At 58.1% G+C, this 21,258-nt stretch carries 34 protein-coding genes and 1 tRNA gene; 17 read left to right on the top strand and 18 right to left on the bottom strand.

What is annotated here, in order from left to right; genetic code table 11:
• Positions 1-2 precede the first annotated feature (2 nt).
• The 3 genes from ihfA to ACOZJV_RS08940 all read left to right on the top strand — a co-directional run bounded on the left by ihfA (position 3) and on the right by ACOZJV_RS08940 (position 809).
• A complete protein-coding gene (ihfA, locus tag ACOZJV_RS08950) occupies positions 3-305 on the top strand; it encodes an integration host factor subunit alpha (RefSeq protein WP_002553164.1) in 303 nt (100 codons plus the stop codon).
• Entirely contained in the window at positions 286-642 is a 357-nt protein-coding gene (locus ACOZJV_RS08945; RefSeq protein WP_007920509.1) for a MerR family transcriptional regulator, read from the top strand. The genes ihfA and ACOZJV_RS08945 overlap by 20 nt, the downstream gene beginning before the upstream one ends.
• A 90-nt stretch (positions 643-732) precedes the next feature.
• Positions 733-809: transfer RNA gene (locus ACOZJV_RS08940), tRNA-Pro, on the top strand.
• 79 nt (positions 810-888) lie between these two features.
• Here ACOZJV_RS08940 and ACOZJV_RS08935 read toward each other — a convergent pair.
• From ACOZJV_RS08935 to ACOZJV_RS08915, 5 genes are all read right to left on the bottom strand, one after another.
• Positions 889-2,052, bottom strand: coding sequence for a tyrosine-type recombinase/integrase (locus tag ACOZJV_RS08935; RefSeq protein ID WP_421547594.1), 1,164 nt, complete (start codon positions 2,050-2,052; stop codon positions 889-891).
• Positions 1,938-2,324, bottom strand: a complete 387-nt coding sequence (locus ACOZJV_RS08930; RefSeq protein ID WP_421547405.1) for a helix-turn-helix transcriptional regulator — start codon at positions 2,322-2,324, stop codon at positions 1,938-1,940. Before ACOZJV_RS08930 ends, ACOZJV_RS08935 begins: the two co-directional genes overlap by 115 nt.
• Positions 2,325-2,367: 43 nt before the next feature.
• Complete coding sequence (locus ACOZJV_RS08925; RefSeq protein ID WP_421547404.1) at positions 2,368-2,679, bottom strand: hypothetical protein; 312 nt, start codon at positions 2,677-2,679, stop codon at positions 2,368-2,370.
• Positions 2,680-2,841: 162 nt separating this feature from the next.
• Complete coding sequence (locus tag ACOZJV_RS08920; protein WP_421547403.1) at positions 2,842-3,315, bottom strand: SAM-dependent methyltransferase; 474 nt, start codon at positions 3,313-3,315, stop codon at positions 2,842-2,844.
• Positions 3,316-3,361: 46 nt separating this feature from the next.
• Positions 3,362-4,474: a hypothetical protein gene (locus ACOZJV_RS08915; protein ID WP_421547402.1), complete on the bottom strand. Its 1,113-nt coding sequence runs from the start codon at positions 4,472-4,474 to the stop codon at positions 3,362-3,364.
• Positions 4,475-4,544: 70 nt separating this feature from the next.
• Between ACOZJV_RS08915 and ACOZJV_RS08910 the strand changes: the two genes are divergently transcribed.
• Positions 4,545-4,775 carry a hypothetical protein gene (locus tag ACOZJV_RS08910; RefSeq protein ID WP_078468668.1) on the top strand — a complete coding sequence of 77 codons (231 nt, stop codon included), beginning with the start codon at positions 4,545-4,547 and terminating at the stop codon, positions 4,773-4,775.
• On the opposite strand, the gene ACOZJV_RS08905 is transcribed toward ACOZJV_RS08910, so the two are convergent.
• Positions 4,772-6,844 (bottom strand): DNA cytosine methyltransferase, encoded by a 2,073-nt coding sequence (locus ACOZJV_RS08905; protein WP_421547401.1) that lies wholly within the window; start codon positions 6,842-6,844, stop codon positions 4,772-4,774. The two genes, ACOZJV_RS08910 and ACOZJV_RS08905, sit on opposite strands and share 4 nt — an antisense overlap.
• A gap of 47 nt (positions 6,845-6,891) precedes the next feature.
• Between ACOZJV_RS08905 and ACOZJV_RS08900 the strand changes: the two genes are divergently transcribed.
• Positions 6,892-7,509 (top strand): hypothetical protein, encoded by a 618-nt coding sequence (locus tag ACOZJV_RS08900; RefSeq protein WP_421547400.1) that lies wholly within the window; start codon positions 6,892-6,894, stop codon positions 7,507-7,509.
• 64 nt (positions 7,510-7,573) lie between these two features.
• On the opposite strand, the gene yejK is transcribed toward ACOZJV_RS08900, so the two are convergent.
• Positions 7,574-8,581 carry a nucleoid-associated protein YejK gene (yejK, locus tag ACOZJV_RS08895; RefSeq protein WP_421547399.1) on the bottom strand — a complete coding sequence of 336 codons (1,008 nt, stop codon included), beginning with the start codon at positions 8,579-8,581 and terminating at the stop codon, positions 7,574-7,576.
• A gap of 106 nt (positions 8,582-8,687) precedes the next feature.
• Here yejK and ACOZJV_RS08890 point away from each other — a divergent pair, with 106 nt between their 5' ends.
• Positions 8,688-9,203: a hypothetical protein gene (locus ACOZJV_RS08890; protein ID WP_421547398.1), complete on the top strand. Its 516-nt coding sequence runs from the start codon at positions 8,688-8,690 to the stop codon at positions 9,201-9,203.
• A gap of 69 nt (positions 9,204-9,272) precedes the next feature.
• Here ACOZJV_RS08890 and ACOZJV_RS08885 read toward each other — a convergent pair whose 3' ends face one another.
• The 11 genes from ACOZJV_RS08885 to ACOZJV_RS08835 all read right to left on the bottom strand — a co-directional run bounded on the left by ACOZJV_RS08885 (position 9,273) and on the right by ACOZJV_RS08835 (position 15,497).
• Complete coding sequence (locus tag ACOZJV_RS08885; protein WP_421547397.1) at positions 9,273-9,638, bottom strand: hypothetical protein; 366 nt, start codon at positions 9,636-9,638, stop codon at positions 9,273-9,275.
• Between the two features lie 69 nt (positions 9,639-9,707).
• Positions 9,708-10,298 carry a hypothetical protein gene (locus ACOZJV_RS08880; RefSeq protein ID WP_421547396.1) on the bottom strand — a complete coding sequence of 197 codons (591 nt, stop codon included), beginning with the start codon at positions 10,296-10,298 and terminating at the stop codon, positions 9,708-9,710.
• Positions 10,295-11,161 carry an ATP-binding protein gene (locus tag ACOZJV_RS08875; protein WP_421547395.1) on the bottom strand — a complete coding sequence of 289 codons (867 nt, stop codon included), beginning with the start codon at positions 11,159-11,161 and terminating at the stop codon, positions 10,295-10,297. Before ACOZJV_RS08875 ends, ACOZJV_RS08880 begins: the two co-directional genes overlap by 4 nt.
• Positions 11,162-11,172: 11 nt before the next feature.
• Positions 11,173-11,301 carry a hypothetical protein gene (locus ACOZJV_RS08870; protein ID WP_020300145.1) on the bottom strand — a complete coding sequence of 43 codons (129 nt, stop codon included), beginning with the start codon at positions 11,299-11,301 and terminating at the stop codon, positions 11,173-11,175.
• Positions 11,302-11,309: 8 nt separating this feature from the next.
• Complete coding sequence (locus ACOZJV_RS08865; protein WP_421547394.1) at positions 11,310-11,804, bottom strand: hypothetical protein; 495 nt, start codon at positions 11,802-11,804, stop codon at positions 11,310-11,312.
• Between the two features lie 53 nt (positions 11,805-11,857).
• Positions 11,858-12,076: a hypothetical protein gene (locus tag ACOZJV_RS08860; RefSeq protein WP_421547393.1), complete on the bottom strand. Its 219-nt coding sequence runs from the start codon at positions 12,074-12,076 to the stop codon at positions 11,858-11,860.
• Positions 12,073-12,321 carry a hypothetical protein gene (locus ACOZJV_RS08855; RefSeq protein WP_421547392.1) on the bottom strand — a complete coding sequence of 83 codons (249 nt, stop codon included), beginning with the start codon at positions 12,319-12,321 and terminating at the stop codon, positions 12,073-12,075. The genes ACOZJV_RS08860 and ACOZJV_RS08855 overlap by 4 nt, the downstream gene beginning before the upstream one ends.
• A 749-nt stretch (positions 12,322-13,070) precedes the next feature.
• On the bottom strand, positions 13,071-13,331 hold the full coding sequence (locus ACOZJV_RS08850) for a hypothetical protein (RefSeq protein WP_421547391.1): 261 nt from the start codon (positions 13,329-13,331) through the stop codon (positions 13,071-13,073).
• Positions 13,332-13,854: 523 nt separating this feature from the next.
• A complete protein-coding gene (locus ACOZJV_RS08845) occupies positions 13,855-14,346 on the bottom strand; it encodes a hypothetical protein (protein ID WP_421547390.1) in 492 nt (163 codons plus the stop codon).
• Positions 14,343-14,618, bottom strand: coding sequence for a hypothetical protein (locus tag ACOZJV_RS08840; protein WP_421547389.1), 276 nt, complete (start codon positions 14,616-14,618; stop codon positions 14,343-14,345). The genes ACOZJV_RS08845 and ACOZJV_RS08840 overlap by 4 nt, the downstream gene beginning before the upstream one ends.
• Before the next feature lie 84 nt (positions 14,619-14,702).
• Positions 14,703-15,497 carry a S24 family peptidase gene (locus tag ACOZJV_RS08835; protein WP_421547388.1) on the bottom strand — a complete coding sequence of 265 codons (795 nt, stop codon included), beginning with the start codon at positions 15,495-15,497 and terminating at the stop codon, positions 14,703-14,705.
• Between the two features lie 38 nt (positions 15,498-15,535).
• Between ACOZJV_RS08835 and ACOZJV_RS08830 the strand changes: the two genes are divergently transcribed.
• The 11 genes from ACOZJV_RS08830 (at position 15,536) to ACOZJV_RS08780 (ending at position 21,185) form a co-directional block, all read left to right on the top strand.
• Complete coding sequence (locus ACOZJV_RS08830; RefSeq protein ID WP_421547387.1) at positions 15,536-15,775, top strand: hypothetical protein; 240 nt, start codon at positions 15,536-15,538, stop codon at positions 15,773-15,775.
• Positions 15,776-15,803: 28 nt separating this feature from the next.
• A complete protein-coding gene (locus tag ACOZJV_RS08825; protein ID WP_095111155.1) occupies positions 15,804-16,004 on the top strand; it encodes a hypothetical protein in 201 nt (66 codons plus the stop codon).
• Between the two features lie 19 nt (positions 16,005-16,023).
• Positions 16,024-16,236 carry a hypothetical protein gene (locus ACOZJV_RS08820; protein ID WP_421547386.1) on the top strand — a complete coding sequence of 71 codons (213 nt, stop codon included), beginning with the start codon at positions 16,024-16,026 and terminating at the stop codon, positions 16,234-16,236.
• 87 nt (positions 16,237-16,323) lie between these two features.
• On the top strand, positions 16,324-17,121 hold the full coding sequence (locus tag ACOZJV_RS08815; protein ID WP_421547385.1) for a Rha family transcriptional regulator: 798 nt from the start codon (positions 16,324-16,326) through the stop codon (positions 17,119-17,121).
• Entirely contained in the window at positions 17,118-17,861 is a 744-nt protein-coding gene (locus ACOZJV_RS08810) for a helix-turn-helix domain-containing protein (protein ID WP_421547384.1), read from the top strand. Before ACOZJV_RS08815 ends, ACOZJV_RS08810 begins: the two co-directional genes overlap by 4 nt.
• Positions 17,858-18,598 (top strand): replication protein P, encoded by a 741-nt coding sequence (locus tag ACOZJV_RS08805; RefSeq protein ID WP_421547383.1) that lies wholly within the window; start codon positions 17,858-17,860, stop codon positions 18,596-18,598. The genes ACOZJV_RS08810 and ACOZJV_RS08805 overlap by 4 nt, the downstream gene beginning before the upstream one ends.
• Positions 18,595-19,197: a hypothetical protein gene (locus ACOZJV_RS08800; protein ID WP_421547382.1), complete on the top strand. Its 603-nt coding sequence runs from the start codon at positions 18,595-18,597 to the stop codon at positions 19,195-19,197. The genes ACOZJV_RS08805 and ACOZJV_RS08800 overlap by 4 nt, the downstream gene beginning before the upstream one ends.
• A 2-nt stretch (positions 19,198-19,199) precedes the next feature.
• Entirely contained in the window at positions 19,200-19,460 is a 261-nt protein-coding gene (locus tag ACOZJV_RS08795) for a hypothetical protein (protein ID WP_421547381.1), read from the top strand.
• Entirely contained in the window at positions 19,457-19,924 is a 468-nt protein-coding gene (locus ACOZJV_RS08790) for a recombination protein NinB (RefSeq protein ID WP_421547380.1), read from the top strand. The genes ACOZJV_RS08795 and ACOZJV_RS08790 overlap by 4 nt, the downstream gene beginning before the upstream one ends.
• Entirely contained in the window at positions 19,921-20,508 is a 588-nt protein-coding gene (locus ACOZJV_RS08785) for a recombination protein NinG (RefSeq protein WP_421547379.1), read from the top strand. Before ACOZJV_RS08790 ends, ACOZJV_RS08785 begins: the two co-directional genes overlap by 4 nt.
• Positions 20,505-21,185 carry a hypothetical protein gene (locus ACOZJV_RS08780; RefSeq protein WP_421547378.1) on the top strand — a complete coding sequence of 227 codons (681 nt, stop codon included), beginning with the start codon at positions 20,505-20,507 and terminating at the stop codon, positions 21,183-21,185. The genes ACOZJV_RS08785 and ACOZJV_RS08780 overlap by 4 nt, the downstream gene beginning before the upstream one ends.
• The last annotated feature ends 73 nt before the right edge of the window (positions 21,186-21,258 follow it).

The raw sequence follows: 21,258 nt of genomic DNA, 5'->3' as shown, positions 1-21,258 counted from the left end.
GTATGGGGGCTCTGACGAAAGCTGAAATGGCCGAACGTCTCTACGAAGAGCTGGGTCTGAATAAACGTGAGGCCAAGGAATTGGTCGAACTGTTTTTTGAAGAAATCAGACACGCTCTCGAAGACAACGAACAGGTCAAATTGTCCGGTTTCGGTAACTTCGACCTTCGGGATAAACGCCAGCGTCCTGGCCGCAACCCGAAAACGGGAGAAGAAATCCCGATCACGGCTCGCCGTGTGGTCACCTTTCGTCCAGGGCAGAAGTTGAAGGCCCGAGTTGAGGCTTATGCTGGAACCAAGTCATAACGACGAGCTACCCGTCATCCCGGGTAAACGCTACTTCACCATCGGTGAGGTCAGCGAGCTCTGTGCGGTCAAACCGCATGTGCTGCGTTATTGGGAGCAGGAGTTTCCTCAACTCAACCCCGTCAAACGCCGCGGAAATCGCCGGTATTATCAGCGCCAGGATGTGCTGATGATCCGGCAGATCCGCGCGTTGCTTTATGATCAAGGGTTTACTATCGGAGGTGCGCGCCTGCGTCTTTCCGGTGATGAGGCCAAAGACGACACCACCCAATACAAACAATTGATCCGTCAGATGATCTCCGAGCTGGAGGATGTTTTGGTGGTGCTCAAGAAGTGATTTTTTGCTTTTAAAATACTTCCATATTTCAAAAGCTTGCGATATATTCTTCATCGCTTCGTTAGAAGCGAACCCAGTATCACGCCTAGTCGGGGCGTAGCGCAGTCCGGTAGCGCACTAGCATGGGGTGCTAGGGGTCGAGTGTTCGAATCACTCCGTCCCGACCATATTATTCAATGACTTAGGCCAATGTTCACAGCATTGGCCTTTTTCATGTGCGTGACTTTTGCGTGACTTGTCGTTTATTCACGCCTGCTTCCTCTTCAAAATTGTCAGGACCGGTCCGCGAGAATCGGTTGCTGATACCATGTTCGCAGCTTCGATCAGATGCCCGAGCTCAGCGCCCGAGTAGTGACTGGTGATGCTGCCGTTCTTGTGCCCCAGAAGGGCCTTGCGGTCTTCCTCGGTTACACCTGCTGCGCGCAGCCGGCGGCCAAACGTGTGTTTAAGGTCATGGATCCTGATGGATGCATACCCAGGGTGAGCGGGGCGAAGGTTTTCCTCCTGCCAGAGTTTCGCCGCTCTCACCCGCGCCTTCTTCCAGGCCGAGTCGTTCATGCGGTGCATCGCGGTGCCGTTGTATGGGAAAACCCATTCCTTGCTGATTCCGCGCTGCTTCTCGATGATCGACCTGGCCACGCTATTCAGCACTACCAGCCTCTCGTCACCGTTCTTCACGCCGGAGCGCTCATGCCTGCCACCGAAGTCGGCTGGTATCAGAAATACGCTGGTTCCCAGTTCCGGCACAGCAATCTCCCAATCCCACCTCAGCTTGCAGACTTCCTGCTCACGCGTGCCGGTGTTCACCTTGAACAGCGCCATCGTCTGCAGGTGGGCCGGCAGCTCTCCAAAAAGAATCGACTGCTCCGGCCATGACATCGGGTACGGCTTGCGGCTCGACTTCTTCTCTTCCAGCTTTGTGAGCATCGGCACGCTATCCAGCCACGGCCTGCGCTCATCGTCTCGCCACTTCCTGGCACACAACGACAAAACCCGAACAACACGCTCGATCGAGATATTCACCGTTCTGTTGCTGACACCTTTCTTCACCTTTCCGCATTCCAGCTTCTTTGTCGCCAGCCTGTCCTTGATGAAAGGCACCAGGGCCTGATCATCAATGTGGGTGAGCGGCATTTCGCCAATGAATGGGTCCAGCTGTGAAAGGTGGTGGGCCGACAGCTTGATTGACGGCTGGTCTTTGAACTCTAGAAGGAAGCGAGTCGCTGCCTCTCGCCAGGTCCTGACCTTCTTCACGCCGTACACCTTCTGCTGCCGGATCTGCTCCAGCCTGTAGATCAGGTAGCGTTCCGCTTCTTCCCGGTCACCAGTTCCAGTGCTTTCGTAAAGTCGTTCTCCGTTGATTTTCTTGTCGATATGCCAGATACCTTTCCTTTGGGAGAGGCCTGTGATCGATTTTCGCGCCATGATTTATCTCCTTTCTGGCGCTCGCTGCGGGGCGATTGTTGCTCCGTTGCGCCTTTTTTATCAATCGCCTTTGCCTCGACGTAGGCCGTGGCCCAGTCGTCCAGCTCCTGCCGATCAAACCCGACGCCGCGCCCGCCGATGGGGAACTCACTTACAAACGGCCTGACTGTCTCGTCGAAAATTGCCCGGCACATGCCCAGGTATCCAGGTGCTTCCTTTGCCCTGATGAATCGAGGGATCAGCTGTTGAGCGCCCATAGCTATCTCCCACAGCCCATTCCGGGCCGCGCTGAATTGATTGTCATTTGATGTCCTTGCCGCGCTGGGCGGCAGAAGGTGGTTGCAGGTCTTGCGAGTTTTTGGTGAGGGTGGCTTTCTTCTTGATGATCGCGGCCTCGCGCTTGCGCAGCGCATTCATCTGGTCGTCCAGCTTTCGCCATCCCGACTCAACTGCCTCTCGCTTTGATTGGTACAGCTCGGTGTGGAAGTAATGTTTTCTCGCTGCGGTCGAGTAGTAGCCTGCGTAGTAACCGGCCTCGACAATCTCAACTTCTTTTGGCGAAAAGCCAGGCGTGAGAACCCAGGCGCTGAATGGAACTGCTTTATCGAGCATGCGTGCATACCTCGCCCGCCGGCCGGCAGGCTGTTCAGATTGTTGAGTGGGTTGTTTCAGATGGTGCTGATGGCCGCCGGCTTTGCGCCGTGGGATGGTTGGGTGGCTCGCCCGGCCTATGTCCTGGCCACCCCGCTGACTGCTCTAGGGGCTGGGCGAGCTCTAGCGCTTCATGAACGTGATCCAGTGCGTTTTTTCCCGCTTGCCGGACTTGTGGCCAAACAGGGGCTTTTCGTTGGTTAGTGCCAGCAGTTCGCTCACCAGCACCTGGGTTTCGTTCCACTTGAAGATCAAGATTCCTTCCGGCTCCAGCACTCGGAAGCACTCTGCGAAGCCTTGACGGATATCCTCGCGCCAGTCGCTGGTGAGCATTCCGTACTTCGCCCGCATCCAGCTATCGACGCCGGCCCGGGTCAGGTGTGGCGGGTCAAACACGACCAGGCGGAAGGCACCATCGGCGAAGGGCAGTTGCCGGAAGTCCATCAGAACGTCCGGCTCGACCCGCAGCACCCGACCATCACACAGCAGGTGTTCCTCATCGCGGATATCGCCGAACAGGGCCCGCTGGTCTTGCTTGTCGAACCACATCATGCGGCTGGCGCTACAGGGGTCGAGAACCTTCGCCGCGGCGCTCATGGCCTTGGCCCCGTGTAGATCAGGTAGAGCATGTAGGCGAGGGCGGTCATGGCTTGGCCCCAGGGTTGAGGCGGGTTACTTCGTCGAGGCAGGCGTTCCAGCCGCGTGCGTGACTGTAATTAGGGTTGTCCAGGCTAGAATCACGGTGCTCAGGCAGCACCACCGCTACCGGCGCGGGCGGATGCTCGTATAACGGTTGGACGTTGTAATACGGGTCAGCTCCGAGGCGCTCAGCTTGCTCAGCAGAAAGTCCTATGCGGTGAAGTTCCCCGTCATCAGCGTATGTAATCTTCCACGCTATAGGCTCAAGCGCACCTTTCATGGCGGCGTATTCAGTGCCAAGATTTTTAAGTGCGTAAGACGCAATCGCGCCAGTACAAAGAATGCGAGTCTTGCCGTTCTCGGTGTCGAAGTGCTTGCCGTCGGCGTAGAATTTCAGCGCCTCTTCAGACGTCCAGTCGAACTTATCGCAAGCCTCAACGAAGTAATCCGGAATTGGAGCCACCGCAACCGGCGCGGGCTGCTCGGCGGTCTGCTGTTCCTGGCGCAGGGCTTGTTGCACGGCCTCGACAACCCGGCGCAGGTATGTGTATTCGTGGTTTTCCTCGACAGCCTTCCCATCGAGCGGGTAGTGCCATTCGTCCCCGAACAGTTCGGTCAGCAGCGCGCTGTGATGCCAGCACTCGCTCGATCTCTCCACGCTGCGCAGAATATCGATGTCGTCCCAGAGCTGTCGGGCTTCGCTGTTGGTCAGCTCGCCCAGTTCCCAGTCATGGCGGCCTGTCTGCTGCCGGCGGCGTTGCACGATGCACTTCTGGGCCAGGGCGTGCAGCGCTTTGCCGCTGAACACCGTAGGGCTGATACCGCGATCCAAGCAATTCAGGATGTAGTCCCAGCCGCAATCGGCGACAAACCCGGCGACGGTGCGAGGGCCCATGCCTCCCCAGTATGCGTTCCAGCTATTGTCCCAGCAGTTGATGGTGATCTTGCCCTGGGCCGTCTGGTAGTTCGGGTCGGATTCGGTCGGGCAGTCGCGCCGGCCGAAGTCCTCGAGGAAGACGGTGATAGGGTCCAGCCGCGGAGCGCCGGTGATCACCAGCTTTGTGACTGTCGAGCGCACGACCTGCAGCGGTGTGGTCGGTTTGTTTTCTGTAGGCATGGTGAGTCCTTGCCGGGCCAGGCCCAGGCGGTGGGTGCTACGATGGCGCCTCACTCAAACGAGCAAGCCCATGACAAAGCACGATATTTATGATGAGCACGAAGGCTTTCAGCTCTGGAACTACATGGAGTGCGAGAAGGACGAGGAGGGCCGGGAGACCTGGCGGATCAACGTCGAAGTGAAGCGGGGCGGCGAAGTGGTGGTGCCGGTTGTAGCGGGTGATCGCACCTACGTTGACCGTGGCCTGGCGCAGGTGGCCGGCCGAGAGCTGGGTGCCAAGCTGGTAGCCGGCAGGGCTTAAGCCGCCTCCGACACCCGTTCAGTAACGCGCCACGGGTCATTGGCCCGCGCCAGTGCCGCCATCGGCGGTGGGCTGACGCTGTTGCCGCACATGTGCACCTGTTGGGTCTTGGTGAACGGCTTGCCGTCGGCGCCGTGGCTGATGATGTAGTCGGCCGGGAAGCCCTGGGCCTTGTACAGCTCAGCCGGTTTCAGCATCCGCAGGCAGATGTCGACGATCACATACGGCGTCCCTTGGAGCATTACGGTGACCATGGCCAAGCGATCCTTGGTGGTGATGGTCGGTGCTGGTGAGTCGCAGGCGCTGATGTTCTCGGTGCCGTAGTAGCTGATCAGGAATGCGGCGACACGCAGGGCGCCCGCCTCATGCTCTGGCGAGAGTGTCAGCGATACCAGCGAGCTCTTGCCGCCGCCACCGGCCGTGATGGTAGGCGCCGGTTCTTCCAGGCCCTGGCCAACACTGGCGCCGAACGCCCGCTCCATGAATGCGCTGGCCAGCCCGTGGTGCTGGCCGCCGGCGCTGATGGTGTGCAGCGGGTCGTTTACGTCCCGTGCGTCACAGTTACCGCGCAAGTGCACCAGGTTCGCTGCCACCAGTTGCTGCTGGCTGCCGGTGTTAGTCACCGTGGTCATTGGGTCTTCGATGCTCTTGGCGGCCGTGGTGTTGAATCCGCCATTCATCTGGGCCATGAAGGCGGTGGCCACCGCGCGGTGACTACGAGTCATGAGCGTTCCGACTGGCTGCTCTACTGTCACGGGGTGACTGGCATACTCTGGCCCACCAGCCCCCACCAGAATTGAGCTGGTCAGTGCGTGCTTAACGCCGCCGGCAACCACGGTGCCCAGTGGTTGATCCAGACCAGGTACTCGCGGCTCTTGGCCCGGCCGCTCGCCGTACCCCGACTGAATCAGCGTGGGGCTGATCAGTGTCAGCTCACCGCGGTTCGCACAGGTCACCGTGGGCAGAGGGTCGAGCGCGTCATTGATCCGGTCGCTGCCCTGGTGGGTTGCCGGGGCAATGATGGGGCTCACCACCGAGAAGGCGCCGCCCTTTGGGTAAGAGGTGATGGTGCGCATCGGTTCACCGGCCGACTGAACTGCCTCCCCTGACCAGTTGGCAATCGGCACAATGAACGGCGCCGGGTTGTCGATGACAAACTTCTTCATGCCCTTGGCGACACGGCGCAGGGTGGCCTGGGCCAGATCTTTCTTGCGGTCGAAGATGCTTTTGCCCAGGTCGCTGAAATCGATGCAGTCGGCGGCGGTTTTCCACTTCTGCTGCCCCTTGGCTGGGGTCTTTGCATGGGTGGGGGCCGGCCACACGATCGGCAGGCCATCGCACCGCGCGATCATGAACAGCCTTTCGCGGCTCGTCGGTGCGCCGAAGTCGCACGCTTTGATCACCTTCCACTCAACGACGTAGCCCATGCCCTCCAGCAGGGCCACGAAGCGGCGCCAAGTCCGGCCGCGCTGCTTCGGGTCTGGCACCAGGAACTGGTTGGATACTGGCACCTGTTCGCCCGGCGCCGCCACTCGGTTGGTGGTCTTTCCTTTCTGGGTCGGGTGCGGCACCTGGTCCAGGGTCACCACGCGCCCGGTTGCCTTGTCGCGCTTGGCGATCAGGCGCCCCCACTGCAGGATCTGTTTCACGTTCTCCAGGCTGATCACTCGAGGCTTCTTCTTGCCGCCCCACTTGAGCCCGATCCACGACAGGTTGCGGATCTCGCGCTTGCGCGGCTGGCCGCCGGCTGCCTGGCTGTGGTGGGTGCAGTCCGGCGACATATGGAACCAGCCGACGGCCTTGCCGCCGCACTCGGTGTCTGGGTCACCCTCGAACACGTCGGTGGTGAAGTGCTTGGCGCCCGGGTGGTTTATGGTGTGCATGCTGATTGCCTGGGGGCTATGGTTTTTCGCCACATTCACCGTGCGGCCCAGGCCCATCTCCAGGCCGGTCCCGGCACCGCCGCCGCCACAGAAGAAATCGACAACGATCTCATCGTCCTGAGGGTTGAAGCCGAGTCCGTATTGGGTTTTGAAATCGAAGGGGTGTTTCTTCTGTTGTGCGGACATAGGGGATCCTTGCCGAGTATATTTACCGGCCAAACTTCAAGATGGGTATGGAAATGCTGAACGATCACGGGAAGGAGCTGATGAAGCCTTGGATGTCAGTGCAGAATTTTGTTTTGGTCTTCGCGGGGATTTTTGTTGTCGCTCTTTTGAAACTCACTAGTAGCGAGTTGGCAAGCTGGGTGCAGGCTGTCGGTTCAATCGCTGCGATATGGGGCGCTTTCAGTATCAGCAATCGGCAGGTAACGAGGCAGGAAAAAATCAGAGCTCAAGAGAGCAAACGCAGCGCTCAAGCTCAGTTAGCCGTAGTGAAAAACGCAGCTGATTACGGGAAGTCGATGGGCGAATTCGCAAGCAAAACACCTCCGCCGTTTGCGCTTATTTTGGCTTGGAGAATGACGCTTGATGTAACGACTAGCGCAGCGTTGGATTCGTTGCGAGTGCTTCCTGTGCATGAACTTGGATCCTATGAACAGGTTTTACACTTTAATGGTATTTTGGCGGCGCTAGTTAAGCTTCGAGCTGATGTGAATACGTATGTGAACGGTGGTGATGAAAGCGAAGCAGTTACATTTGCCGCCTATCAGGCATTTGATATTCAATCAAAGATGATTGAGCATCATTGGGTGCAATTTAAAATTGCTTTTGATAAGTATTCATCAAGTTAAAGCTTCACGTAGATTTTCTGGTCAAGCGCCGCTGCTTTGGTTGGCGCGCGGCGCAGTAGTGGGTTCAGGCGGCGGCGCGCTTGAGCTGTTCAGTTAGTTGCGTGGGAAGGCCGCGTAGCGTCAGCGTTCCGCCGGCTTCGTCGAATTCGATCTTGTCGCCCAGCAGGTGCGCTTCGAAGCTGATCGACATACCTTCCGCGCGCCCGGTGAAGCGTCGGAACTGGTTGAGGGTGCGTTTATCCGCTGGGATTTCAGGCGACAGGCCATAGTCGTTGTTGCGAATGAAGTCGTAGAAAGCTTTCGGCCTGTCCTCATCGATCACTGCCGACAACTCTTCCAACTTGATCGGCTCACCCAACTTCCCGGTGATGCTCGCGAACTCAACGAAATTCAACTTCTTCTCGCGCGCCGACTCTTCAGGCAGATCCTCGCTTTCCACGAAGTCGCTGAACGCCTTGAGCAGTGTCCGGGTTTCGCCTGGGCCGTCGATTCCTTCCTGGCAGCCAATGAAATCGCGGAAGTAGTCGTTGAGCTTCCGGCCCTGCTTGCCCTTCAGGAACGAGATGTACTGCTTCGATTGTGGGTTGTTCTTCCACTCGCTGATGTTGATGCGCGCCACCAGACGGATGCGGTCCAGGTCCAGGCGCTTTACTGCCTTCAGGTGCAGGTCTTCCGTCATGGCTATCGCTTCGGTTTCCTGTACCAGTGCGATGGTCAGGTAATCGGTCAGGCCTTGCTGGTAGTGACAGAAGAGTGCGTGCCCGCCTGTGGTCAGGTTCGACTCTTCCATTCGCTTTGTCAGATGACTAGCGGCGATGACGCTGAAGTTGAAGAAGTCGAAGCCGCCGGCCAGGTACTTGGCAAGCCAGCCGCTGAATGGGTGAGCCCCTGACTCATGGTGAAAGAAGCCCCAGGCCTTGCCGGTGGTAGCGTTGTAGCTTTCGTTGAGTTGCTGCATCAGCTCATCACGGGCCGAGCTATCGACCTGCTCAGCGGCAGCCAGGTGCAGAGCGGCTGGGGTGCCATCGGGCTTCTTGTCGATCTTGTGGATTACGCTGTGGAGGATGGGCATTGCGATTACCTCAGGTAGGCGCCGCCCTCCGTGACCGGTGGTGGCAATTTGGTTTGGGTTGGGGTATTACGGGTAACCGGCATGGAGCCGGATAAAAGGGTGGCGAATGAAGCGTTTTACGGAAAGCCTTAGATCATCCGTCGCTAATGGCGATTGGTACGTTGCCCTATCAACAGCACTGACGCTACCCGACGTTTGCGGCCGTTTAATCGATCCTGCTATCCCTAGCGGAAAGCGCTATCCCGCATGGTTTAAAGCATGGATGGAACCAGGCTATACCAGCGTTCTGCCAAATGTCGGAAGACATGTCTTCCTTAGCGGTGAAGACTGCTACGCACTTCGTTGCAGCTACTTGCACGAGGGGGGTGGAGATATAGCAAGCCAGAAAGCCCGGAAAGCGCTGGATGATTTTCACTTCATCATTCCACCAAGTCGCGGGATATCCATTCACAGAAACCTGCTGGGTAACACGTTACAACTGCAAGTTGACAAGTTCTGCCTGGAAATTGCAGACGCTGTAGATGCTTGGTCGCAATCCGTTATAGCTGATGCCGGTATACAGAGTCGGATGTCGTCTTTGCTGATGATTCATAACTCTGTCCCTGGAATTCAGTACATCTAATCTCCCGGCGCGACTAGGCGCAAAGTCAGGCGCCGCCCTCCTGTTACCGGATGCAGCGAGTAGGGTGGGTTATGCCGGTGTTTCGATTTCGTCGTCAGGCCCGGGCGGGTCGTCGGCGAGCGACTTCATGCCCGCGGCCCTGATGATCTGCGACACCTTTTCAGTAACAACAAAAGGTGTCGTGACACACTTGAGCATCAGCGCCGCAGTTTTGAAGTCAGCGGCGATCACGTTGCGCAGGAGGGTCTGGTGCACTTCCTGCTGGTTGTTAAAGCCGTGCTGCTTCATCAGGCGCTTGAGGTCGTTCTTGAAGATACCGGCCACCTCAATCGTAAATTTCTCTACGCCCAATGCAGCGTCCTTCGCCGCTGCCTTCTCGCGCTTTCGGCGCTGTTTGAGCGCCTCCGCTGTCGGCTCCTGCTGTTCCTCGGCCATGGCTTGCCTCTTCGATTGCGCTGGCGGGTAGATCCAGCCAGGTTTGGCGTTTGCGTTGCTGGATGCGGGCTATGCGGCGCATGAAGTGCCCTGGCGTGCTTTGGGGTAGTCGATGCCGTGGGCGGCGATGATCCGCTCGAAGGCCTTATTGCTGATCGCCAGCCTTCCGCAGCACTGGCGCCGGGTAATGCCCAGCTCCAGGAAAGCGCGAATTCGCTCGGCATATTTCGCGTCTCGGGCTTCCAGCTGTTCCAACTGCTCGGCGCCGTGAGCTCCTCCACGAGTTGGCTTCTTGAACTTGATCCCATGTTCTTGAGCCATGCTGCATAGGGTCCGCCTGCTGATGCCCAGGATGGCTAAAGCCTCGGATTGGGTGTGAGTCGCGGCCAGGGCGATAGCGCGCTCGACATTCCTCATCCGCTTTTCCGTTCGCAAATTTACCGGGGCCGGCGGCAGAGGGGCTGCCTCAACCCGGCGGCGAACGAACGGCTTGGGCGCTGGCGGCATCTGGTTGCTGTAGGTGATTTCCTTAGGCTTGTAGCCGCTGGCCGGCCCGACTTCGATCTGGCCGCCGCGCGCCAAAAACTCGGCTATCTGTTCGGCCAACTCATCGTGGAGCGGGCGCAGCCGTTCGACTTCGTTCTGCAGGATGCTGATCATGCTGACTGCCTCCCTTTGTTCAGTTCAGCCTTGCGGATCTCCTTGGCGGCGACCAGCGCAGGCTTGAGGTTGTCGAAGCCGTGGACGATGACGCGCCCAGCGTTATAGGCCGACTCCAGCGCGGCCATGTCCAACGCTTGATGGATATCGGCGATCGCATCCACCAGCAGTTCCTTCGCGCGCTCCTCCGGGCTGATGCCAGAATTCAGCCAGTTCAGCAGACGCTTACCGGTGTCCTCGCTGATCAGCTCAGGCTGGTCGAACAGCTTCGTCCGATCTTTGCTGGCGGTAGCGGTGTGCCCGTCGTGGGTGAGGTCCAGCACCACAGTAAACTCGTAGTCGGTGCCGTCGCGCTGCTCGGACTTCATGCCCAGTTTGAGGATCTTTTTACCCTCGCCCTGGACCGTTTCCGTTTTGCTGCGCATGGTGCAGATGATATGCAGCGAACTGGTCAGGATCTTATCGGTCAGCTTCCGGTGACGCGGCGTGGTTTCATTCCAGGCCGCCCAGGTGTTGCCCCGAAACTTCTGGTGGGCGACTGTCTCGTTCAGCTCCAGGCAGCCCCCTGAGCCAGTCCACTCATGGGAGTAGCTATCGATGATTAGCGTGTCATATCCCGCCTGCTCGGCGGCATTAATCGCATCGATGTAGCGCTCAGGTGAGTATGGAGCGTGCAGCTCCATCGCATCGAAATCGGCGATGTCCGCGTACAGTGATGCGCTGCCATGCTCGGTGTCGATCACCGCGATACGCCCACCAAGGCCCGTAGCCATCAGAAGGGCGGAGTAGGTTTTGCCTGATCCAGATGGCCCTGCAAGTGCCAGCCGTAGCTTGGCCTGCTTGCGTTCGGCTTTCTTGAACATCGCGATTTTCCTCAGTTCGGTTGGTTATCCCACTGCCGCTGGATGCGGCGTGCGGCTTCTTCATACTCTTTGCGCTCATCACCAGTGAACTGCTCGGGCGAGAAGGCGCCTTCGCTCTTCCAGTCGAAATGAGCGGTCATTGCGGGGCTCATACAGCCCTCCGACTACTCAGGCCCATCAACTGGGCGGCCTGCGCCATGGTTTGCGGCTGAATCACGCCGAGGTTGCTTGCTACGCGCTTGATCACCACCAGGTCATCCAGTGTTAGCGCCCTATCGATGTACACGGCCAGCGTGACCAGCTTCGACTTGCTATCCGTCAGCGCCATTCCGAGGTGAACAATTCCAAGTTGGCGTACGTCCCGACCCACCGCCGTGCTGACCGACTCGAAAACCTGCTCCAGCTTCTTCTTGGCGTAGTTCGCCTCGACCTGGGCGCGCTTTCGATCATCGACTGCAGCTGCGAGCCTGGATTCCAGATCCCGCACCATTTCCGCAGATCCTGCCAGTTTTGCGAGGCGCTCCCTTTCGGCCTGCTGGCTGGCCGCTACCATTTCCTTACGCTCAATTTCGGCGGTTGGGGCTGCGTAGGCGGTGAGCCGCATTTCGGCGGAGAGTGGGGGGCGGGTACTTTCTTGAGACATATAGCCTCCATCACGGCATCAGAAGGCGCCGCGTTTGATGTTTGGAATGGGGTTCAGGCAGCTGCTGCGTGATAGGACTTGTAGATGTCGTCGATACGGGCTTGAAACTCTCGCTGCTCGGTGTCGCTGATAGCCCGCAAAAGGAAGGCCAGGGTTATCGCCGATCGCGCTGCTGCGCTGGCGTTGGGCTTTCCCACTTCTCTACAAAGCTCCGCAAGCTCGGCATTGATCCAGCTGACGGCGGTGTCGTGGTCACGATGCTGGAGGCTCACCGGGCACGCTCCAAGCACCGAGCAAGGGCGCAGGCCTCATTGTGGTTGCGGCGGAAGCCCATAACTTTGTCGGTCTTGGTATCCACGACATGGAAGAAGTCACGTCCCGATGGCTTGACAACCATTCGGAAAGCGACCACTGGCTCCGGCTGACCGATCAGCCGGTACAGCTCAATGGTGGCGAGGCGGGAACGCTGATGTAAGCCGTCGACAATCTCGCGGCGTGATTGGATGCTGTGGTGCATGGTCACCTCCAAGGTGGCGGGTTGTTCACCTGTATTCGTCAGCACTCATGCCTCCCGCTGGTTGCCGATGGGCGCGGGGGAGGAGTGCTGACGGGTAGAGGCGCATAAAAAAGCCCAGTTGAAACCGGGCTTTTGCCTTGTATGTGTTGAGCCTGCCGGGCGCATGTGGCGTCGGGCAGTTGATTGGCTAGTCCATGATGGTGACCCTCCGCAGTTCGCTCACTGGGAAGGCAGTGGCCACCTATGAGAATGGGTGATGCAGATGCCCGGTGCTGATCTCCGGGTTGAGAGTCATGCCGCGGTCAGCGCCTTTCGGCTACCGCAATGCCAGTTATTACGAGCCGGTACCGCGCGGGCATAAAATAGTACTTAGCCGGTCAGCGTTCACTCTCGGAACTGTTAGTTTTCAAACCTGCCCATCAGCCTGGGCGTGCATCTGCATCGGGGTGTGATCTGGCCGGGTGCGAACCGACTTCCATGGGCAGACTCGAACTGCCGACGCGCCTTTTTCGAGGTCGCTCTACCAACTGAGCTACATGGTCACGCTCTGGTCACCCGGCCTAGGAACCCGGTCACCCATCACGCTTAGCGCATCGCCTACGCATACATTCAGATCACACTCCGATGCAGCCTGGTGCTGGGGAGTACCAGGGCCTCGGGTGGGTTAACCGGGTTCGTCCTGACCACCCAGGACCTCAACCATCACCGGCATAGGGCAGTTAACGACAGGCTGTCGTGGCGCTGGTTGTTCAGCCAACGATGATCGGATCTGAAATGAAATCGTTGAGTGCCTGTTGCTGAGCGTCATCACTATCCAGAAAGCGGATCAGGTACGGCATCACCGTGTCGACTTTGCCGTCAGGGAATTCAACGATCGCTACCGTGTAGTTGCCCGGACCGCTTTCAAATTCCTCGTAGCCAGAACCCCAGCCGTGAAACTTGCCTTCGCGATCATCATCAAGCCCTTCGAGCCGCCGCCCGAGCGAGTCATGAATCGTCTTCATCGTCATTACTGGTCGCATTGCCTTGTCCTCGGTTGTCATCCCAAGCAGCCCTCGCGAGAAGGCTGCTCAGTGATGCTGTCCAGTTGAACCCCCGAGGATTTCTCGGTAGTTCGTTTCTCCACCACGCGCTTCGCCCGATTCATATCTCTGGCCAGGTCACACATTTCGTGTCCGGTGTTCTTCCTGGCTGGCTTGCGTGGTTTCGCGTACTCACATCTGGTGAGCACGGCCAGTTCCAGAGCTGGCGTGGAGATCGAATTTATTGCTCGCGCTGTGCCCATCGCTGGGGATCGATCTGCGAGGTTCCCGTGCTGTTAAAGAGCGTCGGGTCTCGTGAGGCCCTTCGCAGTCCCTCATGAGTCGCTGCGATGGGTGAAATATGTACCAGTGGTTCATAATGGTCAAGTACCAAAAGTACATATTTTTCTGTCGAGCACAAAAAGCCCGCTCAGTGGCGGGCTACGGATTCAGATCGGGGAGGGCAGAAACGAGAAGCCCGGCGCTGGGCCGGGCTTAATAACCGTGGATGCTATGCGTGATGACGCCACGTTACAGGCCTTGCAAAGCGTGTTGCTGCCATGTAGGCGGATGGGGCGCTAGGAACTGCACGAACTCGGTTTATAAGTAACCCAATGAAAACCGCCATCACGGCTGCCAAGCTGAACAGGGCTAGGCAGATCGTACCTGTGATCGGATTCCGAGAAAGGTACATCTTCATTACAGCGTCGGTGATTTCTAACCGCTCTTTGGATGAAACCCTATCTGGACGCCTAATCAGGGCTCTTACGAGCAGAACAGGGAACACCACCAGCGTCATGGCTGGCATAAACGCCCAAGACCTGGCCATCATATAAAAGCGCTCAGCGTCATCCTTGTCCTTTTCCGAGACAGAATGCCGATTGAAGTAGTCCGTCAAAAGGCCCGCAGCTTTCTCTCGATGTGCGAGTGAGCGGATACGGCAGATGTACCAGTAAGCGACAACAATTCCGGATCCAATTAGCGGTATCAGAAAGTCTTTCATGGTTTCCTCCCTTTGGGCTTTCCTTTCCCAGGCTTACTTGAGGCCTTTCTAGCTTCTTTGACCACATTGTCTGCATTTTTCTCCCTTTTCTTTAGCCCCAAGTACCACATAAGGCCCAAGTAAAATGGAAGCAGTGCAGCCAGCATGACAAAAGTATCGGCTATAACTGGTGATTTTGTGGCAACCACCTGATAAAGATTTGCTATGGAGTCAATTATCGAGGCTACACCATCAGCCCACGATCCAGATGGCTGGATTGCCGAATTTGCCATGCTACTCCCTTAGAAGGCTTAATTAATTCTTCCCAGATGTACGGCTCGCTTGCCTAATCCGGCCATATAGATGCGCGTGCATCCCTAGAGCATCCCGCCGCGCCAAACGACGCGACCTATGATGCGAATCTCGTTTATCTCCCCGTCGCGCAGCGTCTCATCGCCATAGCGCGCCTTGTCCGGATTATCGCTACGGATGATCCAGCCGTCGAAGTCTGACTTCACCAGGCGCTTCACAATCGTGCCTTTCGATTCGCTCTGCAGGGCGAAGATATGGCCGTCTCTCGGCTCGATCTTCGACTCGTCGATCAGCAGCACGTCACCACTATTAATGGTCGGCTCCATGCTGTGCCCATCGGCGTAAATAACGTCCAGGTTCTTTGGATTTAGCCTGTTGGAGCGAAGCCAGTCCGACTTGAACGCCAGGACGCCTCGGATCTCAACGTGAGGATTATCTTCTCCGTCGCCAGCTGCAGCCCTCGCGGTGTGCTGATTGACCCCCGTGTATGACTGATCACTCTCTAAGTCAAAGCCACGGTAGGTGGCTTTTTCTTCCTGAACAATTACTGGAATTTCAGCTTCGGGTTTGTCGCGCATTTTCCCGCGGCCGTACTCGAGCCATTCGACTCGCACAGATAAAGCGTTAGCCAGGGCGAGCATTTTCGCTCCTCCAGGCATTGACTCTCCATTGAGCCATTTACTTGATGCCTTGGGAGTGACTCCAGCCATTTTTGCAAGGCGAGCGCCGGCCCCCCATTCAGCCATCTCATTGGCTGCCAGAGCTTCTTTCAACCGCGCAACAAATGCTATTCGTAATTCTTCGATCTGAACCATGGGTTCATAGTCGCATGCGCTTGCATGTACTTTCAGTTCCGACATAATATGTACTGCAGGTTCATATTTGACTCGGAGGCCATATGCGGCCGCTCAAGAAAACGATTGAAGACGCTGGTGGTGTCCCGACTGTAGCCATGGCCTGCGGGAAAACTCCGCGCGCCATCTACAAATGGCTTGTTGCGGATGCATTGCCGCGCACCGAGTACACAGGCGAAACCCAGTACGCCCGAAAAATTGCCGATTTGGCCGCCAAGAACGGAAAGCCATTTGATCCTGCCTGGCTGCTGGCCGAGGCGCACCCAAAGAAAGCTGTCGCTTAACCCTTTCTGAAAACCAGGAGCACGAAGCATGTACATGGACCCCAATCAAAAGCGCGCCATCCCGGTGAAGGTTCGTTTTGAACCAGTGCTTGATCGGATTCTGCGTAAAGCCGCCACCAAAACCCGTATGCAGCACGCGACGTATCTCTACGAAATCATCGAGTGGGCAGTGGCTAACGGAGTGATCGACGAGCTCATGCAGGACAAACAAGAAGATATCGCGGGGTGAAGCCCCTTTGGAGGGCCGAATGACCGTATTTCTCGAAAAGCTGCCCCCGGCTCACAGACAGGAGATCCAGCGGTTGATGAACAACAACGGCTGGAGTCTTGAGCGGGCGCTGAACGAATTGGTGGAGGCGTCGATTGCTGCAGGAGCGCTTTCAGCAGTTGGAAAGAAGAAGGCTCAAGTGCTTCACCTGGTGACCCCAATGAGGGCCTCAGGCAGGGACTCTTCAGGGTAACCCGGAGGGCCTCTGCCAAATCCCAGGCAAAAAAAAGCCGGGGTAGTGACCCGGCTCTTCATACAACGTTTCTGTGGGATCGATTATATGCAAACCACACCACATATCAATACCCCTTCAAATGTCGCGACACGTTTTGCGATTTCTGAAAACGTGTCGCGTACCACCATGTCGTCTCGCGAGATTGCCGATCTTGTCGAGTCACGCCATGACAGCGTGAAGCGCACCATCGAGCGCCTGCAAGAAAAAGGCGTTGTGAGCTTTTCACCGTCGGTGGAAACCTCCCATGAAGGGGCTGGAGCGCGCCCGGTTGAGGTGTATCTCGTAAACAAGCGCGACAGCTTTGTAGTCGTCGCCCAGCTCAGCCCAGAGTTCACCGCGGCACTTGTTGACCGCTGGCAGGAGTTGGAAGGGCAGATCGCCCAGCCCCGCGAACTTTCCACCATAGAAATTCTGCAGATCGCCATGGAGTCTGAAAAGGCCCGGCTGATGCTAACCGCCCAGGTCGAGCAGCAGGCCACGAAGATCCATTCCTTGGAAAACCTGTTCAATGAAGGCATGACACACACCCAGTTCTGCAAGGGCCTCAATGGGGTCAATGTCATGCAGGTGGGCAAGTATCTGGAAGGCCGGAACTGGCTCTACAACGAGAGCAAGTCCGGCTTGCGCCTGCGTGTGGCGTCCTACGCACGTGACAAGTACATGACCGAGCATCAGGTCGAAGTCACCCCTCACGGCCGCGAGCCCTTCATCTCCTTCACGCCAGTACTGCTTAAGAAGGGTGCTGTGCGCCTGTACGACCTGTACCTGGCCGGCGAACTGCCCATGAAAAAGACCTGGGACGGCCTGTTCACCCACGACAAAGCAGTGCGGGGTGCGGCATGAGCGATCTTCCGCGCCAATTCAAAGGCGTGTGGATTCCCGCTGATGTCTGGCTTGATCGATCACTGTCGATCACCGAGAAGGTGATGATGGTAGAGATCGGGAGTCTGCAAGACCCTGTGCGGGGCTGCTACGCCAGCAATAACCACTTCGGCCGGTTCTTTGGACTGTCGAATTCTCGCGTCTCTGAAATCATCAGCTCGCTGACCAGCAAGGGCCTATTACGGGTCGAACTGATCCGCGATGGACGTCAGGTTGTAGAGCGCCGCGTGCGCCTTACTGACCTATTCGGAAAGTCGAATACCTATTCGGAAAACGCTTCGACCCTATTCGGAAAAGGCGGTGACCCCTATTCGGAAAAGGCGCAGGAGAGCAATACAAAGAGCAACAGTACAACTGAGGGTGAAAAGCGCGGCTCAGTCAAGGCTTCCCCGTCCGCTTCGCGCAAGGCTTCGAAGTTCGATCCTCATTCTGCTCGACCGTCAAATGTCAGTGAATCGACTTGGGCTGATTGGTGTCAGCACCGCCGCGAGATCAAGAAGCCTCTGACCGCCACCACCTGCGCCAAACAAGCCAAGACCCTGGCCGGCCACCACGACCCTGATGCAGTGATCAATCAGTCCATCAGCAACGGCTGGACCGGTCTTTTCCCGGAGAAGGTATTGCCTGGCGGCAGGACTGTCAGCAACGGCCCGGACTTCTACGACCAGTCGTGGCGCACCGATACGAGTGATGACCTATGAAAACAGTCACTCAGATGATTCCCGGTGCCGCGCGTGCGTTGGGCACCGCCGCCCCTCATCAGGCCCCGGCGCAGCCCGGCACTCAGCTTGGCGTGGTGGATGACGCCACCGGTGAAGTGGTTGAGCGCCTGTTCCGCCAGCTGCAGGCAATCTTCCCGGCCCACAAGCAGGCATGGCCAGACGACAAGGCCAAGGCCGCCGCAATGCGCAACTGGACAATGGGCTTCATGGCCGCCGGCATCCGCTCGCTGGAGCAGATCCGCTATGGAATCGAGCAGTGCCGGAAAAGCGGCTCACCGTTCGCGCCAAGCGTCGGCCAGTTCATAGGTTGGTGCACGCCAGGGCCAGAGGCGTTCGGCCTGCCAGCGAGCGCTGACGCATGGGTGGAGGCATTGATGGGCGTCTACAGCCACGAAGGCGTGAAGATCGCCGCCATTGCCACGGGCCTGTTTGACCTGCGTTCCGCCAAGCAGGAAGACAAGGGGCTGCGCCAGCGCTTCGACCGGAACTACGCCGTGGTGATTCGCCGGGCCCAGGAAGGCCAGCCGCTCGACGGCAAGATCCTCACCGGCATCGGCCACGACAGCCAGAAGACGGCCTTCGAATTGGCCAATGAACTGGCCGACCAGCAGACCCAGGCGCGAATCCTCCAGCAGGGCATCCCAACTGACGGCAAGTCCGCCCGCGAGCTGCTGATGGCGAAATTCAAGAATAAGACCACGGAGCAACGGATATGAGCATGCGTCGTGAAAATATCGAAGAGCAGGCAATGCGCCTTCGCAGTTACGTCAGCGAGGCCGTATGTGCCGCTACTGGCGTGACTCTTCCCATGACCCAAACGCTTGACCAGATGGTTCGAGCTGCGGCTAAAGCAGGTGTCGTGCTGAGCATCTCGACAGAGACACAGATGCATGCAATCGAGATGCTTTCGAATCAGCTGAGGCTGCTTGAGATTTGTCTGCAAGCCGAGCGCGACCAGCTCAAGTCCGAACTCGCCGGCCTGCGCACCGGCTACGAAGCCTATGAGTCCGTGAATAAGGGGCTGAAGGCTGAGGTTGAGGCGCTGCGTAAGGAGCGCGAAGGTATGGCCCTGGTGCCTGTCACTCCATCCGAAGGCCTGCTGATGAGCATGGCAATCCGAAACGACCATGCGCTTGGGTGCCCAGGCTACTACGACCAAAAGCTGCTGGGTCGTACGAACAACGGCGTTAGCCATGCCCGCATGGTCGAGTGCGCCATTGCCGAGATGCGGAAGCTGCACGAGGAGGTGGTAGGGGCTGGCTTCTATTCACCGAAGAGGGAATCGGACTACGCCGCTATGGGCAAGGGAGATTAGTCATGACTGACTTGAATCAGCTTTCGCCAGCAGCTCGTTCTGCTGCCATGCGTGGCGGTATTGCTGGCTGGGGGCAAGTCGGCGGCTTGGCTGAACACATCCTGTACATGGAAGTGCGCCCCAAGCGACGCGGCCGCCAACCTAAGTGCCATTGCGGCTGCGGGGCGCCTAAAACGCATCTCGGCAAGGCCAATGGCGTGGCCCTTACGGGTGGCTGTGAATTCTACGTCCGGCGCTGGGTGAAAGCGGGAGGTCGGCCATGACCAACATCATCCACAAGCCTCGACACTTCTGGTCACCCGGCTCCAACCGAATCCGCGACGTGTTCAAGCTGGCCTATCTGTTCGCTACTGAGCTATCTGCCATCGGCGCCGTCGAGATCATCGTCCGCCCAGTCAAGTCCCGCCGCACCCTGGAGCAGAACGCGAAGCTCTGGGCGATGCTGGGCGACATCTCCCGCCAGGTTGAATGGCCGGTCAATGGCGTCATGCAGAAGCTCGACAGCGAGGACTGGAAGGCGCTGATGACAGCTGCGGCGCGCCAGGAGATCCGCATGGCCCAGGGCATCAACGGCGGCGTAGTGATGCTCGGGGAGAGCACCAAGCGCATGACCGTGGCCGAACTGGGAGACGTCATCGAGTGCATGTACGTCTTCGGCGCCGAGAAGGACGTGATTTGGAGCGAACCGAAGGGCCAGATGCCCGAGCAGTGGGAGGCGGCAGCATGAGCTTCTCAGCCAAACAGCCCCGGCCCAAGACCTGCAAGAACCCAGCATGCGGCGAGAAGTTCGTTGCCCAGCGCCTGGGTCAAGCAGTGTGCAGCCCTAAGTGTGGACTCGCCATCAAGGACGTGAACCAAACCAAAGCCCGCAAGGCCCTCGCTGATGTAGGCCGCAAGGAGCTGAGAGCGGCCAAGGAGCGTGTAAAGCCGAAGGGGCAGTACATGCGTGAGGCCCAGGCTGCGTTTAACGCCTGGGTGAGATTGCGTGACGCCGCCCTGGGTTGTGTGAGCTGCGACAAGCCTTCGACCTGGGCCGGTCAATGGCACGCGTCTCACTTCCGCAGTGTTGGCTCATCGCCAGAGCACCGGTTTAACCCGCTCAACGTGCACCGCGCCTGTTCCGTCTGCAACAACCACCTGAGCGGAAACATCCTTGGCTATCAGCCAGAGTTGATCCGCCGCATCGGCCAGGAAGCAGTCGAGGCCCTATTAGGGCCCAGCGAACCCAAGCGCTACACCATAGAAGACCTGAAAGCCATCACCGCCGAATACCGGGCAAAGACCAAAGAACTCAAGAGGGCTGCAGCATGAACTATCAAAATGTCATTTCGGCAGTCGTCCGTGCCCTGGCAGCGGAAACCATCAACAGCGCCGGCGGGTGCAATGTCGAGCCCCGGGTGCAGACCAGCAAGCTCAAAGGCGAGATCACCGGAAAGGACGCTGCACTGCTCGCCGACTGCATCGTGCACAAGCTTCTGCACGCCCAGCTCAGCCCGCGCCACTGGAATGCATTGGTGGCGAAGTACAGCACCCACCGCGGACGCAAGATCGATTCCATCGGCCGGCTTGTTGCGGTTGTGCCATCGCCGGCGCCCAAGCGATTTACTCAGCAGGCGGTTCTGGTCTGGGCGGTTCCACAGCAGTCGAAGGGTATCCAGCGCGCCGCGGTCGAGGTAAAGGCACCAAAGCACCGCGCCAACAAGGAGGATGGCCAGTGGGATTGGCGCAATAAGGCGGCAGATGCGGATGTGGCGCGGGCCAACAAGCACGCCAGGTCAGTGGCCGAGTCGAAGCCGGGCGAGATGATCGTCCTGGCCGAGTCGAACTATGACATGACGAACTGGGATTCTCGGGGCCTGACGGAGCGCACCTACCAGCGCTGGAACAAGACTATCAAGGGAGCACTGGAATCAATGGTGGACGAGGCGCTGGTCGATGCTCAGCACATGCTTGAGGCCGTGGGAGTGCTGGAGTGCGAGGCTGCGTGAAATAGTCCCTCAAAAGGGCTTGCAATATCATGTCGCCATGTCGCATTATTCATCCATCCTGTCATTCCTGCGT

Origin of the sequence: Pseudomonas sp. QD4, from assembly GCF_049199125.1 — a bacterium.
Lineage (GTDB): Bacteria > Pseudomonadota > Gammaproteobacteria > Pseudomonadales > Pseudomonadaceae > Aquipseudomonas.
This window is presented reverse-complemented; position numbering and strand designations above follow the sequence as displayed.

Excerpts from the sequence above, each read along its gene's own strand:
- ihfA (WP_002553164.1), top strand. The coding sequence starts at position 3 with ATGGGGGCTCTGACGAAAGCTGAAATGGCCGAACGTCTCTACGAAGAG.
- ACOZJV_RS08945 (WP_007920509.1), top strand. The coding sequence starts at position 286 with ATGCTGGAACCAAGTCATAACGACGAGCTACCCGTCATCCCGGGTAAA.
- ACOZJV_RS08930 (WP_421547405.1), bottom strand. The coding sequence starts at position 2,324 with ATGGGCGCTCAACAGCTGATCCCTCGATTCATCAGGGCAAAGGAAGCA.
- ACOZJV_RS08925 (WP_421547404.1), bottom strand. The coding sequence starts at position 2,679 with ATGCTCGATAAAGCAGTTCCATTCAGCGCCTGGGTTCTCACGCCTGGC.
- ACOZJV_RS08920 (WP_421547403.1), bottom strand. The coding sequence starts at position 3,315 with ATGAGCGCCGCGGCGAAGGTTCTCGACCCCTGTAGCGCCAGCCGCATG.
- ACOZJV_RS08915 (WP_421547402.1), bottom strand. The coding sequence starts at position 4,474 with ATGCCTACAGAAAACAAACCGACCACACCGCTGCAGGTCGTGCGCTCG.
- ACOZJV_RS08910 (WP_078468668.1), top strand. The coding sequence starts at position 4,545 with ATGACAAAGCACGATATTTATGATGAGCACGAAGGCTTTCAGCTCTGG.
- ACOZJV_RS08905 (WP_421547401.1), bottom strand. The coding sequence starts at position 6,844 with ATGTCCGCACAACAGAAGAAACACCCCTTCGATTTCAAAACCCAATAC.
- ACOZJV_RS08900 (WP_421547400.1), top strand. The coding sequence starts at position 6,892 with ATGGAAATGCTGAACGATCACGGGAAGGAGCTGATGAAGCCTTGGATG.
- yejK (WP_421547399.1), bottom strand. The coding sequence starts at position 8,581 with ATGCCCATCCTCCACAGCGTAATCCACAAGATCGACAAGAAGCCCGAT.
- ACOZJV_RS08890 (WP_421547398.1), top strand. The coding sequence starts at position 8,688 with ATGAAGCGTTTTACGGAAAGCCTTAGATCATCCGTCGCTAATGGCGAT.
- ACOZJV_RS08885 (WP_421547397.1), bottom strand. The coding sequence starts at position 9,638 with ATGGCCGAGGAACAGCAGGAGCCGACAGCGGAGGCGCTCAAACAGCGC.
- ACOZJV_RS08880 (WP_421547396.1), bottom strand. The coding sequence starts at position 10,298 with ATGATCAGCATCCTGCAGAACGAAGTCGAACGGCTGCGCCCGCTCCAC.
- ACOZJV_RS08875 (WP_421547395.1), bottom strand. The coding sequence starts at position 11,161 with ATGTTCAAGAAAGCCGAACGCAAGCAGGCCAAGCTACGGCTGGCACTT.
- ACOZJV_RS08870 (WP_020300145.1), bottom strand. The coding sequence starts at position 11,301 with ATGACCGCTCATTTCGACTGGAAGAGCGAAGGCGCCTTCTCGCCCGAG.
- ACOZJV_RS08865 (WP_421547394.1), bottom strand. The coding sequence starts at position 11,804 with ATGTCTCAAGAAAGTACCCGCCCCCCACTCTCCGCCGAAATGCGGCTC.
- ACOZJV_RS08855 (WP_421547392.1), bottom strand. The coding sequence starts at position 12,321 with ATGCACCACAGCATCCAATCACGCCGCGAGATTGTCGACGGCTTACAT.
- ACOZJV_RS08850 (WP_421547391.1), bottom strand. The coding sequence starts at position 13,331 with ATGACGATGAAGACGATTCATGACTCGCTCGGGCGGCGGCTCGAAGGG.
- ACOZJV_RS08845 (WP_421547390.1), bottom strand. The coding sequence starts at position 14,346 with ATGAAAGACTTTCTGATACCGCTAATTGGATCCGGAATTGTTGTCGCT.
- ACOZJV_RS08840 (WP_421547389.1), bottom strand. The coding sequence starts at position 14,618 with ATGGCAAATTCGGCAATCCAGCCATCTGGATCGTGGGCTGATGGTGTA.
- ACOZJV_RS08835 (WP_421547388.1), bottom strand. The coding sequence starts at position 15,497 with ATGTCGGAACTGAAAGTACATGCAAGCGCATGCGACTATGAACCCATG.
- ACOZJV_RS08830 (WP_421547387.1), top strand. The coding sequence starts at position 15,536 with ATGCGGCCGCTCAAGAAAACGATTGAAGACGCTGGTGGTGTCCCGACT.
- ACOZJV_RS08825 (WP_095111155.1), top strand. The coding sequence starts at position 15,804 with ATGTACATGGACCCCAATCAAAAGCGCGCCATCCCGGTGAAGGTTCGT.
- ACOZJV_RS08820 (WP_421547386.1), top strand. The coding sequence starts at position 16,024 with ATGACCGTATTTCTCGAAAAGCTGCCCCCGGCTCACAGACAGGAGATC.
- ACOZJV_RS08815 (WP_421547385.1), top strand. The coding sequence starts at position 16,324 with ATGCAAACCACACCACATATCAATACCCCTTCAAATGTCGCGACACGT.
- ACOZJV_RS08810 (WP_421547384.1), top strand. The coding sequence starts at position 17,118 with ATGAGCGATCTTCCGCGCCAATTCAAAGGCGTGTGGATTCCCGCTGAT.
- ACOZJV_RS08805 (WP_421547383.1), top strand. The coding sequence starts at position 17,858 with ATGAAAACAGTCACTCAGATGATTCCCGGTGCCGCGCGTGCGTTGGGC.
- ACOZJV_RS08800 (WP_421547382.1), top strand. The coding sequence starts at position 18,595 with ATGAGCATGCGTCGTGAAAATATCGAAGAGCAGGCAATGCGCCTTCGC.
- ACOZJV_RS08795 (WP_421547381.1), top strand. The coding sequence starts at position 19,200 with ATGACTGACTTGAATCAGCTTTCGCCAGCAGCTCGTTCTGCTGCCATG.
- ACOZJV_RS08790 (WP_421547380.1), top strand. The coding sequence starts at position 19,457 with ATGACCAACATCATCCACAAGCCTCGACACTTCTGGTCACCCGGCTCC.
- ACOZJV_RS08785 (WP_421547379.1), top strand. The coding sequence starts at position 19,921 with ATGAGCTTCTCAGCCAAACAGCCCCGGCCCAAGACCTGCAAGAACCCA.
- ACOZJV_RS08780 (WP_421547378.1), top strand. The coding sequence starts at position 20,505 with ATGAACTATCAAAATGTCATTTCGGCAGTCGTCCGTGCCCTGGCAGCG.